Origin of the sequence: Leifsonia sp. NCR5 (assembly GCF_002105485.1) — a bacterium.
Classification (GTDB): domain Bacteria; phylum Actinomycetota; class Actinomycetes; order Actinomycetales; family Microbacteriaceae; genus Leifsonia.
Genome location: NZ_NCSR01000009.1, coordinates 1 through 14205 on the forward strand (window position 1 = coordinate 1; position 14205 = coordinate 14205).

14 protein-coding genes are annotated in these 14205 nt (G+C 71.4%); 7 read left to right on the top strand and 7 right to left on the bottom strand.

Going from position 1 to position 14205, the window contains the following annotated elements:
• Positions 1-111 precede the first annotated feature (111 nt).
• Both rpsO and B7438_RS09200 read right to left on the bottom strand, forming a co-directional pair.
• Positions 112-381, bottom strand: a complete 270-nt coding sequence (rpsO, locus tag B7438_RS09195; protein ID WP_055892416.1) for a 30S ribosomal protein S15 — start codon at positions 379-381, stop codon at positions 112-114.
• Between the two features lie 125 nt (positions 382-506).
• Positions 507-1289 carry a VOC family protein gene (locus B7438_RS09200; protein WP_085369257.1) on the bottom strand — a complete coding sequence of 261 codons (783 nt, stop codon included), beginning with the start codon at positions 1287-1289 and terminating at the stop codon, positions 507-509.
• 62 nt (positions 1290-1351) lie between these two features.
• Between B7438_RS09200 and B7438_RS09205 the strand changes: the two genes are divergently transcribed.
• On the top strand, positions 1352-2392 hold the full coding sequence (locus tag B7438_RS09205; protein WP_085369258.1) for an NAD(P)-dependent alcohol dehydrogenase: 1041 nt from the start codon (positions 1352-1354) through the stop codon (positions 2390-2392).
• A 10-nt stretch (positions 2393-2402) separates the two neighbouring features.
• Here the strand turns inward: B7438_RS09205 and B7438_RS09210 are convergent, their stop codons facing one another.
• Positions 2403-3008 (bottom strand): TetR family transcriptional regulator, encoded by a 606-nt coding sequence (locus B7438_RS09210; protein ID WP_085369259.1) that lies wholly within the window; start codon positions 3006-3008, stop codon positions 2403-2405.
• 78 nt (positions 3009-3086) lie between these two features.
• On the opposite strand from B7438_RS09210, the gene B7438_RS09215 reads away from it, so the two are divergent.
• Complete coding sequence (locus B7438_RS09215; RefSeq protein WP_085369260.1) at positions 3087-3845, top strand: SDR family NAD(P)-dependent oxidoreductase; 759 nt, start codon at positions 3087-3089, stop codon at positions 3843-3845.
• On the opposite strand, the gene B7438_RS09220 is transcribed toward B7438_RS09215, so the two are convergent.
• A complete protein-coding gene (locus B7438_RS09220; protein WP_085369261.1) occupies positions 3842-5326 on the bottom strand; it encodes a PLP-dependent aminotransferase family protein in 1485 nt (494 codons plus the stop codon). The genes B7438_RS09215 and B7438_RS09220 overlap by 4 nt on opposite strands.
• Positions 5327-5407: 81 nt before the next feature.
• Between B7438_RS09220 and B7438_RS09225 the strand changes: the two genes are divergently transcribed.
• Entirely contained in the window at positions 5408-5845 is a 438-nt protein-coding gene (locus B7438_RS09225) for a carboxymuconolactone decarboxylase family protein (protein ID WP_085369262.1), read from the top strand.
• 94 nt (positions 5846-5939) lie between these two features.
• Here the strand turns inward: B7438_RS09225 and B7438_RS09230 are convergent, their stop codons facing one another.
• Positions 5940-6314, bottom strand: coding sequence for an FKBP-type peptidyl-prolyl cis-trans isomerase (locus B7438_RS09230; protein WP_085369263.1), 375 nt, complete (start codon positions 6312-6314; stop codon positions 5940-5942).
• Positions 6315-6559: 245 nt separating this feature from the next.
• On the opposite strand from B7438_RS09230, the gene B7438_RS09235 reads away from it, so the two are divergent.
• Both B7438_RS09235 and B7438_RS09240 read left to right on the top strand, forming a co-directional pair.
• Entirely contained in the window at positions 6560-7759 is a 1200-nt protein-coding gene (locus B7438_RS09235) for an ROK family transcriptional regulator (RefSeq protein ID WP_179150771.1), read from the top strand.
• Between the two features lie 137 nt (positions 7760-7896).
• Entirely contained in the window at positions 7897-9399 is a 1503-nt protein-coding gene (locus B7438_RS09240) for a carboxylesterase/lipase family protein (RefSeq protein ID WP_085369265.1), read from the top strand.
• Between the two features lie 30 nt (positions 9400-9429).
• Here the strand turns inward: B7438_RS09240 and B7438_RS09245 are convergent, their stop codons facing one another.
• On the bottom strand, positions 9430-10821 hold the full coding sequence (locus B7438_RS09245; protein WP_085369266.1) for an FAD-binding oxidoreductase: 1392 nt from the start codon (positions 10819-10821) through the stop codon (positions 9430-9432).
• Between the two features lie 76 nt (positions 10822-10897).
• On the opposite strand from B7438_RS09245, the gene B7438_RS09250 reads away from it, so the two are divergent.
• Together B7438_RS09250 and B7438_RS09255 are read left to right on the top strand one after the other, a co-directional pair.
• The gene (locus B7438_RS09250) at positions 10898-12421 is read left to right on the top strand and encodes an AlkA N-terminal domain-containing protein (RefSeq protein WP_179150772.1); all 1524 of its coding nucleotides are present in this window, start codon (positions 10898-10900) and stop codon (positions 12419-12421) included.
• Positions 12422-12497: 76 nt separating this feature from the next.
• Positions 12498-13262: a glycosyltransferase family 2 protein gene (locus B7438_RS09255; RefSeq protein WP_085369268.1), complete on the top strand. Its 765-nt coding sequence runs from the start codon at positions 12498-12500 to the stop codon at positions 13260-13262.
• A 25-nt stretch (positions 13263-13287) separates the two neighbouring features.
• Here B7438_RS09255 and B7438_RS09260 read toward each other — a convergent pair whose 3' ends face one another.
• On the bottom strand, positions 13288-14163 hold the full coding sequence (locus tag B7438_RS09260; protein WP_085369269.1) for a fumarylacetoacetate hydrolase family protein: 876 nt from the start codon (positions 14161-14163) through the stop codon (positions 13288-13290).
• Between the last annotated feature and the right edge of the window lie 42 nt (positions 14164-14205).

Genomic DNA, 14205 nt, shown 5'->3' on the forward strand with positions numbered 1-14205 from the left:
GGGTGCTGCGCGGGGGCGGAACGACGAAACGGGCCGCCACCCCGGAGGGTGACGGCCCGTTCGCAAGAAGTTCGCGGTGTCAGCGAGAAGCTGCCACGGGCGGCTCCTGAGCTATCGACGGAGTCCGAGACGCTCGATCAGCGAGCGGTAGCGGGCGATGTCGATGTCCGACAGGTAGCCGAGCAGGCGGCGACGCTGACCGACCAAGAGGAGCAGGCCACGACGCGAGTGGTGGTCGTGCTTGTGCTCCTTGAGGTGCTCGGTGAGGTCCTTGATCCGCTTGGTCAGGATTGCAACCTGAACCTCGGGGGATCCGGTGTCACCGGGGTGGGTCGCGTACTCTTCGATGATCGCCTTCTTGACGTCTGCATCAAGTGCCATAGAGGTGATCCCCTTTCTCTCGTTGCGCGGTGCCCGATGGCCGAATGCCTGGGCTCTCTTTATCCGCGGCCGTTAGACGGCAACCTGGAAAGCTTACCAGACGAGAGGCCACTCCCCCTCCGCGCTCACGCGGCCTCCGGCTCCGGTTCGAGCAGCGCGAACGCGCCGCCGAACGGGTCGACGGCGCCGACCCAGCGGCCGACGCCCGGCGCGGACGCACGCTCGCCGCGCACCGCGCCGCCGAGCTCGGTCAGGCGCACGGTCGCCGCATCCAGGTCGGCCACCGCGAAGTACACCAGCCAGTGCGGAGGCACGTCCCCTCCCGGCTCGTAGGCTCCCGCGACGCTCGCCTCCCCCACGTCGAACAGCGTGTACAGGCCGTCTCCCAGCTCCAGCTGGCTCACGCCGACGCCGAGCACCGACTCGTAGAACGGGTACGACGCCTCGCAGCCGTTCTCGACCAGCTCCAGCCAGTCCACGGCTCCCGGCTCCTCGCGCAGCCAGGGGGAGTCCCCGGCGCCGCTCTCCTTCTGCCAGAGCCCGAAGACCGCTCCTGCCGGGTCGGCGACCACGGCGAGCTGCAGTCCGGGCACCAGCTCACCGGGCGGCAGCAGCACCGCACCGCCCGTCGCGGTGGCGGCTGCGGTGGATGCGGCGATGTCGTCGACGAGGAAGTACGTGGTCCAGACCGAGGTGCTCCCCTCCGGGAAGCTCGCCGGCAGCGGGCCGATGGCGGTGACGGGCACGCCGCGCAGCGTGGCGACGGAGTATCCGCCGGTCTCGGCGCTCGCCGGCGTCACGTCCCAGCCGAACATCCGGCGGTAGAAGGCGGCCGCCCCTGCCTGGTCCGTGCTCTGCAGATCGACCCAGATCGGGGTGCCCTGCGGGAAGCTGTCGATGATCGGCATGGCCGGTATCGTACGCGCGACGGCCGGGCCCTGCGATAGCCGCAGGGAGTATCGTGCGCGGTATGAAGGCACTCCAATATCGCGAAATCGGTTCCCGTCCAGAGGTCGTCGAGATCGCCGATCCGGACATCGGCCCCGGCCAGGTGCTCCTGAAGGTCACCGCCGCCGGGGTCTGCCACTCCGACGAGTTCATCATGGGACTTCCAGCCGACCAGTACGTCTACGGACTCCCGCTCACCCTCGGCCACGAGGGCGCAGGCATCGTGGAGGCGGTCGGCGACGGGGTCTCCGGCGTGAAGCCCGGCGACGCAGTCGCCGTCTACGGCCCGTGGGGCTGCGGCCGCTGCCTGATGTGCGCGCAGGGCAAGGAGAACTACTGCCTCAACGCCCAAGCGGAGGGCATCATGCCGCCCGGACTCGGGTCGCCGGGCTCGATGGCGGAGTACATGGTCGTCGACAACGCACGCCATCTCGTCCCGCTCGATGGGCTCGACCCGGTCGAGAACGTCTCGCTCACCGACGCGGGCCTCACCCCGTATCACGCGATCAAGAACTCGCTGCCGAAACTCGGCGCGGGCACCACGGCCGTCGTGATCGGCACCGGCGGCCTCGGCCACGTCGGCATCCAGATCCTCCGCGCGCTCTCCGGGGCGACGGTGATCGCGCTCGACGTCAACCAGGAGAAGCTCGACCTGGCGAAGGCCGTCGGCGCCCACCACACGATGCTGTCGAACCAGGATGCGGTCTCCGCCGTCCGCGACCTGACCGGCGGCCGGGGTGCGAACGCGGTCTTCGACTTCGTCGGCGTGCAGCCGACGGTCGACCTCGCGGGTGCGATGGCGGCGACGGAAGGCGACGTGACCATCGTCGGGATCGGCGGCGGGGCGCTCGCCGTCGGCTTCGGCCGCATCGCATACGACGTCGCGGTGCGCACGCCGTACTGGGGCTCCCGTTCCGAACTGATCGAGGTGCTCGACCTGGCCCGCGCCGGCTCCATCGAGGTGGAGATCGAGACGTATTCGCTCGACGAGGCGCCGAAGGCGTACGAGCGACTGCACGAGGGCAAGATCCGCGGGCGCGCGGTGATCCTGCCGAACGGCTAGCCGGGACGCTTCAGGCGCTCAGCGCATCCAGAGCGGCGGCGACGACGGTGGCCGGATCGTCGTCGCTGTTCGCCGCCCACCAGGTGAGCGCGGAGAACGAAGCGGCAGAGAGGGCGTCGGCGCGCACCTTCGCATGCAGGCCGTCCGGCGCCGTTCCCGTGCGGCGCGCGATGAACGCGGCGAGCACATCCCGGTTGGCGGCCAGACGGCTGAGGCCGAAACCGATGAGGGCGTCGTCGGAGCCGATGAGCAGCAGGCGCCGCCGGGTGGCCTCGACGCGGTCCGGCGGGAGGTCGAGAGCGCGCGCGATGGCGCGGTGCAGCACGGACGCGATCGGTTCGTCGTCCGGTGCAGCGTCGAGCTCGGCGGCCGTGCGCGCGACCACGGGCTCCATGCCGCCCCAGACCAGGGCGGGCTTGCTCGGGAAGTAGCGGAACAGCGTGCGGCGCCCAATGCCGGCGACGCGCGCGATGTCGTCCATCGTGGTCGCCTCGTAGCCGTGCTCGGCGAAGTGCCGGAGGGCGAGCAGGGCGACCTCGTCCGGGTCCACGTCCACGGGACGGCCGCGGCGGCGCGCGGCGGGCTGCTGCTCCTGTTCGGCTGCTGGCGAATTCACATCTCCATTATGGCACCGAGTGCTATAAATACATCGACGCCCAGATCGAGCGCCACACACGACTCAGGAGATTCAGGAATGAGCACAACAGATTCCGCTCGCTTCGCCGGCAAGACCGCCATCGTCACGGGCGCCGGTTCGGGCATCGGCCGGGCGACGGCGCTCCGCATCGCGGCGGAAGGCGGACGCGTGATCGCCAGCGACATCGCCCCCGACCGTCTCGAGGCGCTCACCGCCGAGCACCCGGACCTCGACCTGGTGACCGTCGCAGGAGACGTGTCCAGCGAGGAGACCATCGCCGCCATCCTCGACGCTGCGGGCGGACGCGTGGATGCGCTCGCCAACGTCGCCGGCATCATGGACGGCTTCCAGCCGGCCGCCGAGATCGACGACGCCACCTGGGACCGCGTGATGAACATCAACATCACCGCGATCATGCGGCTCACCCGCGCGGTGCTTCCGGTGATGCTCGAGGCCGGCGCCGGCTCCATCGTCAACGTCACCTCCGAGGCCGGCCTCCGCGGTTCGGCCGCCGGCGTCGCGTACACGACCTCGAAGCACGCCGTGGTCGGATACACGAAGTCCACCTCGGTGTTCTACGCCCCCAAGGGGATCCGCACCAACGCCGTCGCCCCCGGACCGGTCGCCACCAACATCGAGGCGCCGTTCCGCTCCGAGTGGGCAGGCCAGCGCCTCGGCCCGCTGATGCAGACGATGGTGCCGCCGGTTGCCCAGCCGGAGCAGCTCGCCGCATCCATCACCTGGCTGCTCAGCGACGACTCCTCCAACGTCAGCGGCGTCATCCTCGCCTCCGACGGAGGCTGGTCGGCGATCTAGTCGCGTCCCGTCGCGGAGACGCGCGGCCCCGGCTGCGCGTCTCCGCCGCGGTGCGAGCGCGCGACGGCACGGGCGAGCACGCGGAGGCCGTCCGGCACGTCGGCGGGCGCGATGGCGCCGAAGCCGAGCATGAGGCCGGAGGCCGGGGTCTCGCCGAAGCCGAAGCGGGCGATCGACTGCACGGACACCCCGGATGCCGCAGCCTCGGCCGCCGCCCGGTCCGAGTCGAACACGGCCCCGTCCCTCGGGAGCAGGCAGACGTGCAGCCCGGCGACCGACGGCACCGCCTGCAGCACGTCGCCGAGCATGGCCTCCGCCTGCTCCAGGATCTGGCGCTGCCGCATCCCGTACTGTTTCGTGGCCTGTCTGACGTGCCTGGCGAAGCCGCCGGAGTCGATGAACCGGGCCATCGCCGCCTGGGTGACGTGGTCGTTGTGCCAGTCGGTGAGGCGTTTCGCGCTGCGCAGTGCCGGCATCAGCGACGGCGGCGCCACCAGGAAGCCGAGCCGGAGCGCGGGCAGCATGGTCTTCGAGAACGTGCCGACGTAGACGACGCGGCCCTCGGTGTCGAGGCGCTGCAGCGGATCGAGCGGGCGGTCGGCGTATCGGTACTCGCTGTCGTAGTCGTCCTCCACGATCACCGCGTCGTTCGCGCTCGCCCAGGCGAGCAGCTGGGTGCGCCGCTCGAACGAGAGAACGCCGCCGAGCGGGAACTGGTGCGACGGCGTCACGTAGACCAGCTTCGCCCCGTCGGGCAGCGCATCCACCCGGATGCCGTGCTCATCGACCGGAACGGGAACGACGCACGCGCCCATCGTCTCGAACAACTGCCGCACCGGCGGGTATCCGGGGTCTTCGACCGCGACGACGTCGCCGGGGTCGAGCAGCACCCTCCCGATCAGGTCGAACGCCTGTTGCGCTCCGCTCGTGATCAGGATGTCGTCGGCCAGCGCATCCACCGACCGGGCGACGCCGAGGTGCCTGGCCAGCGCATCCCGCAGCCGCTGCAGTCCAGCCGGATCGCGGTAGTGACCGGAGCGCAGGATGCCGCCGCGCAGCTCGGCCGCGACGAACCGGCGCCACGACTCGGCGGGGAAGAGCGCGGGGTCCGGCGTCCCGACACTGAAGTCGTACGCGATCGGCAGCGACTCCGTCCACAGCGGATCGTGGATGTCCGCCCAGCGCTGCACAGGACGCGCCGCCGTGCGCTCCCCGCGCGCCGCCGACGGGCTCGGCGCGGCCGTCGGCGCGGACACGAAGGTGCCGGACCCCACCCGCGACGCCAGGTAGCCCTCGGCGGTGAGACGTTCGTACGCGGTCGCGACGGTGGAGCGCGAGACGGACAGCCGGTCCGCCAGCTCCCTGGTGGCCGGGAGGCGCTCGCCGTGCCGCAGCCGCCCATCCAGGACGGCGTCGCGCAGCTGCCGGTAGATGCGGTCGGCGCGGTCGCCCCTGCCGTCGATCTGCACGTGCACGTCCACAGGGACCTCCTGCGATTGGCCTGATCGGAATGTGGTGAATTGGAGCTTACCCGCGGCCAATGACGTTTCTAGGCTGGCCGCATGACAGAACGAATCGACATCTCCTCCATCGTCCCCGACGGCTACCGCAAGGTCATCAACCTCGACGGCTATGTGGCCCAGCACGTCGAGGAACCGCTCGGCGACCTCATCAAACTCCGCGCATCCCAGATCAATGGATGCACGTTCTGCGTCGACATGCACTCCGTCGACCTGCAGGCAAGCGGCTACCCGCTGCGCAAAGTGTTCTCGGTGATCACCTGGCGGGAGTCGGAGTGGTTCAGCGAGCGGGAGCGGGTGGCGCTCGAACTGACCGAGGAGGTCACTCTCATCCAGGGCGGCGTGTCCGACGACCTCTACGGGCGCGCGCTCGCCGAATTCGGCGAGGAGGGCCTCGCCAACCTGCTGCTCGCCATCGCGACGATCAACGTCTGGAACCGGATCGCCATCCCGACGCTGATGCACCCGCCGGCGCTCTGACCGGCGCGGAGTACGTCACGCGCGAAAAGGCGCGGTGCGGCCTCGAGCCGCACCGCGCCTTTCCTCGTGCGCGTGTCTGGGAGATCGTGACGATCTAGGAGACGCCGAGCAGGTCGATCACGAAGATCAGGGTCTTGCCGGAGAGCGGGTGACCTCCACTGGCCGGGCCGTACGCCTGCGCGGGCGGGACGGTCAGCTTGCGGCGACCGCCGACCTTCATGCCGGGGATGCCGTCCTGCCAGCCCTTGATGAGGTTGTTGAGCGGGAAGTTGATGGACTGCCCACGGCTCCAGGAGGAGTCGAACTCCTCGCCGGTCTCGTACTCGACGCCGAGGTAGTGCACGTCCACCTTGGAACCTGCGGTCGCCTCTGGACCGGTGCCCTCGACGATGTCGACGATCTCGAGGGTCTCGGGAGCCGGGCCGTCGGGGGCGTCGACTTCGGGCTTCTGGTTGGTGTTTTCTGCCATGCATCCATCCAACTGGCTCCGCGGGCCCGCGTCAAAGCGCGTTCTCTGAGAGCGCATGTCCGAAATCCGCTCTTGCGCTCGCCCCGGATGCGGAGCACCCTTGACGTAGATCACAAGATCAACTCGTCGCCCGGGAGAGTCGCAGGCATCGCCGCACCACCGGGCGTCGAGTCTTTAACGGGCTGGGATCACCGTCGGCCGGGATGCTCCACCTCCGTTCGTTCGCCGTGTGGGATTCTGGCGCTATGAGTTCTGCAGCCGGACGGGACAGCGCCGACGTCCGCATCCACAACCTGGCGCTGCTGATGCGCCTGCTGGTCGACGGGCCGAGCGCCCGCAGCGAGCTCGCGGCGGCGACAGGACTCTCCCGCGGCACGGTCACGGCCCTGGTCGACGTCTTGAGCTCGGCAGGGCTGGTGCGCGAGTCCGCGGTGGTCGGGTCGGGGAACGGGCGGCCGAAGACCATGCTCGCCCTGGCGGCGGACCGCATCGCGTTCGCGGCCATGCAGCTCGACGCCGATCAGGCCATCTTCCTCGCCCACGATCTCGCCGGGGAGGAGCTGGTGCGCGTCGCCGAGCACCACGGCAGGCCGATGGGCGACCCTGACGCCGTGCTCGACGTCGCTGCGCACACCCTCGGCGCCGGGCTCGACGCGCTCGAACGCCTCGGCCGCATCCCGGTCGGGTTCACCGTCGTGATGCTCGCGCCGGTGGGCGGCGAGCCGAGGATCGTGCTCGCGGACACCGACCTCGACTGGGGGCAGGTGGACGTGCTCGGGATGCTCGGCGCCCGGGAGCCGCGCCTCCCGGCCGACACGATCCTCACCTCCGACGAGCCCGCCGCCCTGGCCGAGGCGCAGCGCCTTCCGGGCGAACGGTTCGTGCTGTACCTGAAGAGCAACAGCGGCATCGGCGGCGCGTACCTCGCCGACGGCGCCTTCATCGCGGGCGCGCACGGGCTCGCGAGCGCGATCGGGCACCTGCCCGTCGACCACGACGGACTCCCCTGCGCCTGCGGCCAGCGCGGCTGCTTCGTGACCGTCGCAGGGCCGGACGTCGTGCTCGCCGCGGCGGGACTGGCCGAGCTGCGCGACCGGGACGGCCTCACAGCGGCGCTGGCCGAACTGGTCGAGCGGGTGCAGGCGGGAGACGCGGCGGCGACGGCAGCGTTCGACGCGGCAGCGGTGTGGATCGCCAGGACCATCGCACTGCTCCGGATGGCGCTCGATCCGTCCGTGATCGTGCTCGGCGGATACTGGGCGGAGCTCGCGCCGCGGATCGCCGCGGCCGCCGCTCCCCGCCTGCGGATCGGCGCCGCCGAACAGCTCGCGCTCGCTCCCCCGATCGTCGCCGGCCGCCTCGGCGCGGACGCCGCGCTGCTCGGCGCCCTGCACCAGGCCCGGGATGCGGCCATCGCCGACCCGCTGAGCCTCGCGTCGCGCTAGCCGTTCTCGGCGCCCTCGTCGTCCGCCTGAGTTAATTCGACTCTTGAACTAAACGACCGTGTCACCGATACTCATTACCAAGCAACACACGGTTTTTGACGTTCGGGAGCGAGCGCCGTTGAGAGAGGATCATCCAGATGACGTCACCGACCACCGCCCCCGAGGTGGACACGACCGCCGGCCGGGTCCGCGGGGTCTGGCGCGATGGCTCCGCCGCGTTCCTCGGCATCCCGTTCGCCGAGGCTCCGACCGGCGAGCGCCGATTCGCCGCTCCCGTCCCGCACGCGGCGTGGGAGGGGGTGCTCGACGCCACCGCGTACGGGGCGACCCCGCAGCGTGCCGCGCTGTCCGAGATCACGCTGATCCCCGAGCCGTCGATCCCCGGCGACTCGACCCTCAACGTCAACGTCTTCACGCCCGCGCCGCGCAGCGACTCCGCGCTGCCCGTGCTGGTCTACATCCACGGCGGCGGGTTCGTCGCCGGCTCCCCCGCGAGCCCCTGGTACGACGGCGCCGCCTTCGCCAGGGACGGCGTGGTGACCGTGTCCGTCTCGTACCGGCTCGGCTTCGACGGGTTCGGCTGGATCGAGGACGCTCCGCAGAACCGGGGCGTCCTGGACTGGCTGCTGGCGCTCGAGTGGGTGCGGGACAACATCGGAGCGTTCGGCGGCGACCCGGCGCGGGTGACCATCGCCGGGCAGTCGGCGGGAGGCGGAGCGGTGCTGTCGTTGCTGGCCGTGCCGCGGGCGGCCGCGCTGTTCCAGCGTGTGATCAGCGTCTCCGGCGCGACCAGCGACCTGCCCGTCGCAGACGCGGAGGTCTTCGGGCGCAGGCTGGCCGAGCTCGCCGGCGTGCAGCCCACCCGAGCGGGACTGTCCGCGCTCGACGAGGCGACCATCCTCGCGCTGCAGGCGCAGGTCGCCTCACCCGCGCCGGCGCCGCGCGACGAGGACGGCGAGGACGACGCGCTGGCCGGTCTCGTCCAGCTCGCCGCCGGCGGCCTGGTCTGGGGTCCCGTCGTCGACGGCGACCTCCTGCCGCAGGCCGTCGTGGACGCCCTGCGCTCCGGCGTCGGTGCGGAGAAGGAGCTGGTGCTCGGGGCGACGGACAACGAGTTCAACATGGCGCTGACCGCCCACCGGGATGCGCTGGCCGCCGTCCCCGCGGCCGCGGTCCTCACCCGGTTCGGGCTGGCGGACGACACCGCGGCCGCGTACGCCGCAGCGCACGACGGGCGCGACACCGCCGACATCCTCGGCCAGTACATCACCGACCGCCTGTTCCGCACCACGGCGCTCACCATCGCCAGGGAGCGCGCCGCCGCCGCCGCACCGACCTGGCTCTACCGGTTCTCCTGGCCGTCCCCGACGATGGGCGGCGCCTGCCACTGCCTCGACGTGCCGTTCTTCTTCGACTGCCTGGACGCGGAGCGGGTGCAGAACATCGCCGGACCGAACCCTCCGCAGTCGCTCGCCGACGACGTGCACGGCGCCGCGGTGTCGTTCATCGTCGGCGGCGACCCCGGCTGGGCGCCGTTCGACGCCGCCACGGAGGCCGGGCGGGTGTTCGACCTGCCGTCGCGCACCGAGGAGCACGCGTACGCGGACGTGGAGGTGCTGCTGCCGCAGGCGGTGCGCTGACGCGCATCCACCCGGGCCGGCAGCAGCGGATCAGCCGAAGACCTTGCCAGGGTTGAGGATGCCGAGCGGGTCGAAGACCGACTTGAGCTTCACCTGCAGGTCGTAGGAGTCGGGGCCGAGCTCATCGGCGAGCCAGCGTCGCTTCAGCACACCGACGCCGTGCTCGCCGGTGAGCGTTCCGCCCAGGTCCATCGCCGTGCGGAACAGCTCGTTCGCCGCATCCCACACCACCGGAGGCACCTCGGCGCCGGAGTAGACGAAGTTGGGGTGCAGGTTGCCGTCGCCCGCGTGCGCGACGGTCGGGATGGGCACCCCGTACTTCTCGGAGATGCGCTCGATCGCGGCGAACATCTCCGGCATCCGGGAGCGAGGGACGGAGACGTCCTCGATCAGCACCTCTCCGGTGGCGGCGAGCGCGGGGTGGAAGGCGCGGCGGATCGCCAGCAGGCGTTCGCCGTCGTCCGCGTCGGCGGAGACGCGCACGGCGCCTCCCTCCGCCCCGATCAGCTCGGCGGCGGAGGCGGCGTCCGCCGCAGCGCTCGGGCCGTCGAACTGAACGAGGAGGTAGCTGCCGCCTCCCGTCGTGCCGAACGCCGAGGCGATGGTGTCCGCGCCAAGGTGGGCGGAGATGCGGTCGAGGGACGCGGCGTCGAGCAGTTCCATCACGGCGGGGCGGAGTCTGGATGCTGTCACGCGCGCGGACGCTGCCGCCGCCGACCGCACATCCGGGAACAGCGCTCCGATGGTGGTCGGCTCCCCGGCGGGGATCGGGATGGCGCGCACCGTGGCGCCGACGATCACGCCCAGCGTGCCCTCCGACCCGACGAACAGCGCGGTGATGTCGTAGCCGGTCACGCCCTTCACCGTGCGGTGACCGGTGGAGACGAGGCGTCCGTCCGCGAGCACGACGTCGAGGGCGAGGACGGCCTCGCGGGTGACGCCGTACTTGGCGCAGAGCAGGCCGCCGGCGTTGGTGGCGATGTTGCCGCCGACCGTGGAGATGGCCTTGCTCGCCGGGTCGGGAGCGAAGAACAGGCCGTACGGTTCCAGAGCGTCGTTGAGGTCGGCGTTGATGACGCCCGGCTCGATGACGGCGAGCTCGTCGTCGGCGGAGATCTCCAGGATGCGGTTCATGCCGGCCACGCTGAGCACGATCGCGCCGTCCGTGCCGTTCGCGCCCCCGGCCAGGCCGGTGCCCGCTCCGCGGGGGACGACCGGGATGCGGAACTCGCTGGCGGCGCGCATGGTCGCCTGCACGTGCTCGACGGCCGTGGCGTTGACGACGGCGAGCGGGCTTCCGTCCGCGATCCAGCCGGAGCGATCCGTGCGGGCGGCGTCGAGCGCCTCCCGATCGGTGCTGAGCACGCCGGCCGCGATGGCGTCGTCACCGAGTGCTGCGGACAACCACTCCAGAACATCCATGCGATTCAGCATATTCAACGCGGGTAATGTCCGTTTTCCGCTACCGAACGTCGGTGGCGAGTGCGAGGCTGGGGGCATGAACCGCGAAACAGACAAGCTCGCCGACCCGGTCTTCGCCGAGCGCTACCGTGCGATGAGCGCCAGGGACACACGGTTCGACGGGCAGTTCATCACCGGCGTGCACTCCACTGGCATCTACTGCCGCCCGAGCTGCCCGGCGGTCTCGCCGAAGCCGGGCAACGTCACCTTCTACCTCACGGCGGCCGCGGCGCACGAGGCAGGGCTCCGCGCCTGCAAGCGCTGCCTCCCGGATGCGGTGCCCGGCTCCCCGGAGTGGAATACCCGCGACGACCTCGCCGCCCGGGCCATGCGCCTCATCGCGGACGGGACGGTCGAGCGCGAGGGCGTGCCGGGACTCGCCCGGCGCCTCGGATACACGCCGCGCCACCTCGGGCGGGTGCTCGCCTCGGAGCTCGGCGCCGGACCGCTCGCACTCGCCAGGGCGCACAGGGCGCAGACCGCCCGGCTCCTCCTCGCGGGCACCGACCTGTCGATCACGGACGTGGCGTTCGCGGCGGGATTCACCAGCGTGCGCCAGTTCAACGAGACGATGGCCGACATCTACCGCACGACGCCCGGCGCGATCCGGGCCTCCGCGAAGGGGCGGGCGGGCGCACGGGCAGCATCCACGGACGTGAAGGATGGCGGAGAGCCCGCCGCATCCGGGGCCGCCACCCTGAGCCTCCGGCTCCCCGCCCGCGCGCCGTTCGACGGCGCAGCCCTGCTCGGCTTCCTGGGCGCCAGGTCGATGGCGGGCGTCGAGAGCGGAGACGCGGATTCGTACAGCCGCGCGCTCGCCCTCCCCCACGGCCCTGCCGTCGTCCGGCTGACCCTCGGCGGTACGCCGACGGCACCGCACGTGGAGTGCGACGCGACCCTCGCCGATGTGGCCGACCTCGCGCCGCTCGTCGCCCGCGTGCGCCGCCTGCTCGACCTGGATGCCGACGCCGCCGCCATCGACGCCGCCCTCTCCGCCGACCCCGCCCTCGCGGCCAGTGTCTCCGCCGCGCCAGGGCGCCGGGTGCCTGGCGCCGTCGACGCGGAGGAGATCGTCTTCCGCGCTCTCATCGGCCAGCAGATCTCCGTCCCTGCCGCGCGCACGGCGCTCACCCGGCTCACCGACGCGCTCGGCCGCCCGCTCGACCTCGGCGGGTTCACGCGCCTCTTCCCCACCGCCGCCGACATCGCCGAGCACGGCAGGCAGGTGCTGCGCGGTCCGGCGAGACGCATCGACACCATCGTGAACACGGCAGCGGCCATCGCCTCCGGCGAGCTCGTGATCGACGTCGGCGAGTCGCGCGAGGAGCTGGAGGCACGGCTCACCGCCCTCCCCGGCATCGGCCCGTGGACCGCCGGCTACATCGCGATGCGCGTGCTCGGCAGCCCGGACATCCTGCTCACCAGCGACCTCGCCATCCGCCAGGGGGCGGCCAAGCTCGGCCTGCCGGACGACGCGAAAGCGCTCGCCGTGTACGGCGCTCGCTGGGCGCCGTGGCGCAGCTACGCCGGAATGCATCTGTGGAGGTCCGCGCAGGCGTAGGCTCTCTGAGGACTTACATGCATTCGACGTGCATGCATTCGACTGACATGCGCTGAGGGAGGAGGGGATCTCGCAGGTGCCAACCATCGCCGTCGTGATCCCTGCCCTGAACGACTCCGAGATGCTCGCGCGCTGCCTGGACGACCTCGCGGCCCAGCTCCGGCCCGCCGACGAGATCATCGTCGTCGACAACGGCAGCACGGACGACACCGCCGCCGTGGCCCGCTCGAAGGGCGCCACCGTGATCGGGCAGTCGCAGCGCGGGATCTGGCCTGCCGCATCCACCGGCTACGACGCGGCGTCGACAGACATCATCGCCCGGCTGGACGCCGACTCCCGTCCCCCGGTCGACTGGCTGCTGCACATCGAGGCGGAGTTCGTCGACGACCCGGACATCGGCGTGCTCACCGGCCCAGGCATCTTCTACGACGGCAACACGCTCATCGCCGGCCTCGGGCAGACGCTCTACATCGGCGGCTACTTCTGGTCGATGGAGATCTGGCTCGGCCACCCGCCGATCTTCGGCTCCAACTTCGCCATGCGGCGCACCGTCTGGGAGAGCGTGCGCGGTCGCGTGCACCGCGGGATGCGAGAGATCCACGACGACCTCGACCTCGCCATCCACCTCGACCCCAGCCAGGTGGTGCGGTACGACGAACGCCTCACCGTCGGCATCTCCGCCCGCCCGTTCAGCACCTGGCGCGGCTTCGGCCGACGGCTCGGCTGGGCGTACACCACGCTCAGGATGCACCTGCCGGAGGAGTCGCCGTGGCGTCGCCGCGCAGCGCGCCGCCGCTGGGAGGCCGAGCACGCGGACGACGCGCCGGGCGCGATCGCCTGAGTCTGCGCCCGCGCGTGCGCCCGCGTCAGGTGACGCGGCAGTACGTGGTGAGGTAGCCGATCCCGCCGATCGAGACGGTCACGGTCGAGTGGTCCTTGAGGAACACCGGCGGGGTGCGCGAGTATCCCGCTCCGCCCGGGCTGCCGGTGGAGATGAGCGTGCCGGGCTGGATCGTCGCCGACTTCGACAGGTAGGACACGATCTCGGCGACCGAGCGCACCATGTCGGCGGTCGACGCGTCCTGCAGGATCGTGCCGTCGACGTTCGTGGTCAGCCAGAGGTCCTGCGGGTCGCGGATCTCGTCGGCCGTCACCACGACGGGACCGTTCGGGGTGAACCCGTCGAACGACTTGCAGCGCGACCACTGCGCCTCGGAGAACTGCAGGTCTCTGGCCGTGATGTCGTTGACGACGGTGTATCCCCAGACGTAGTCGAGCGCATCCTGCACCGACACATCCCGGGCCGGCTTGCCGATGATGACGCCGAGCTCCGCCTCGTAGTCGACCTGCGTCGTCAGGTCCCCCGGCCAGGTCGTCGTGCCGCCGTGACCGGCGAGCGAGTTCGGCCAGAGCGAGAAGATGGTGGCCGCCTTCTCCGAGCGCAGCGCGAGCTCTGCGGCGTGAGCGGCGTAGTTCGCGCCGATCGCGATGACCGCCGGCGGCCGCAGCACAGCCGAGGCGTGCCGCAGCTCCCTGACCGGCGTGAGGCTGGTGTGCTGTGCGAGTGCGTTGTCGACGACCGCCTTGACGTGTGCGAGGACACCGTCGCCCTGCTCGATCAGGTCTTGCAGATCGCGCGGGGCCGGGTCCATCACCTCCTCGAGGAAGAGGGCGCCGTCGCCGATGACGGCCGCAAGACGCGGCGTTGGATCTGTGGTGGAGCTGAGGTGCGAGAATCTCACCTGCCCAGGCTATCGGGCGCGGTGGTGGGTCACGAAAACGCG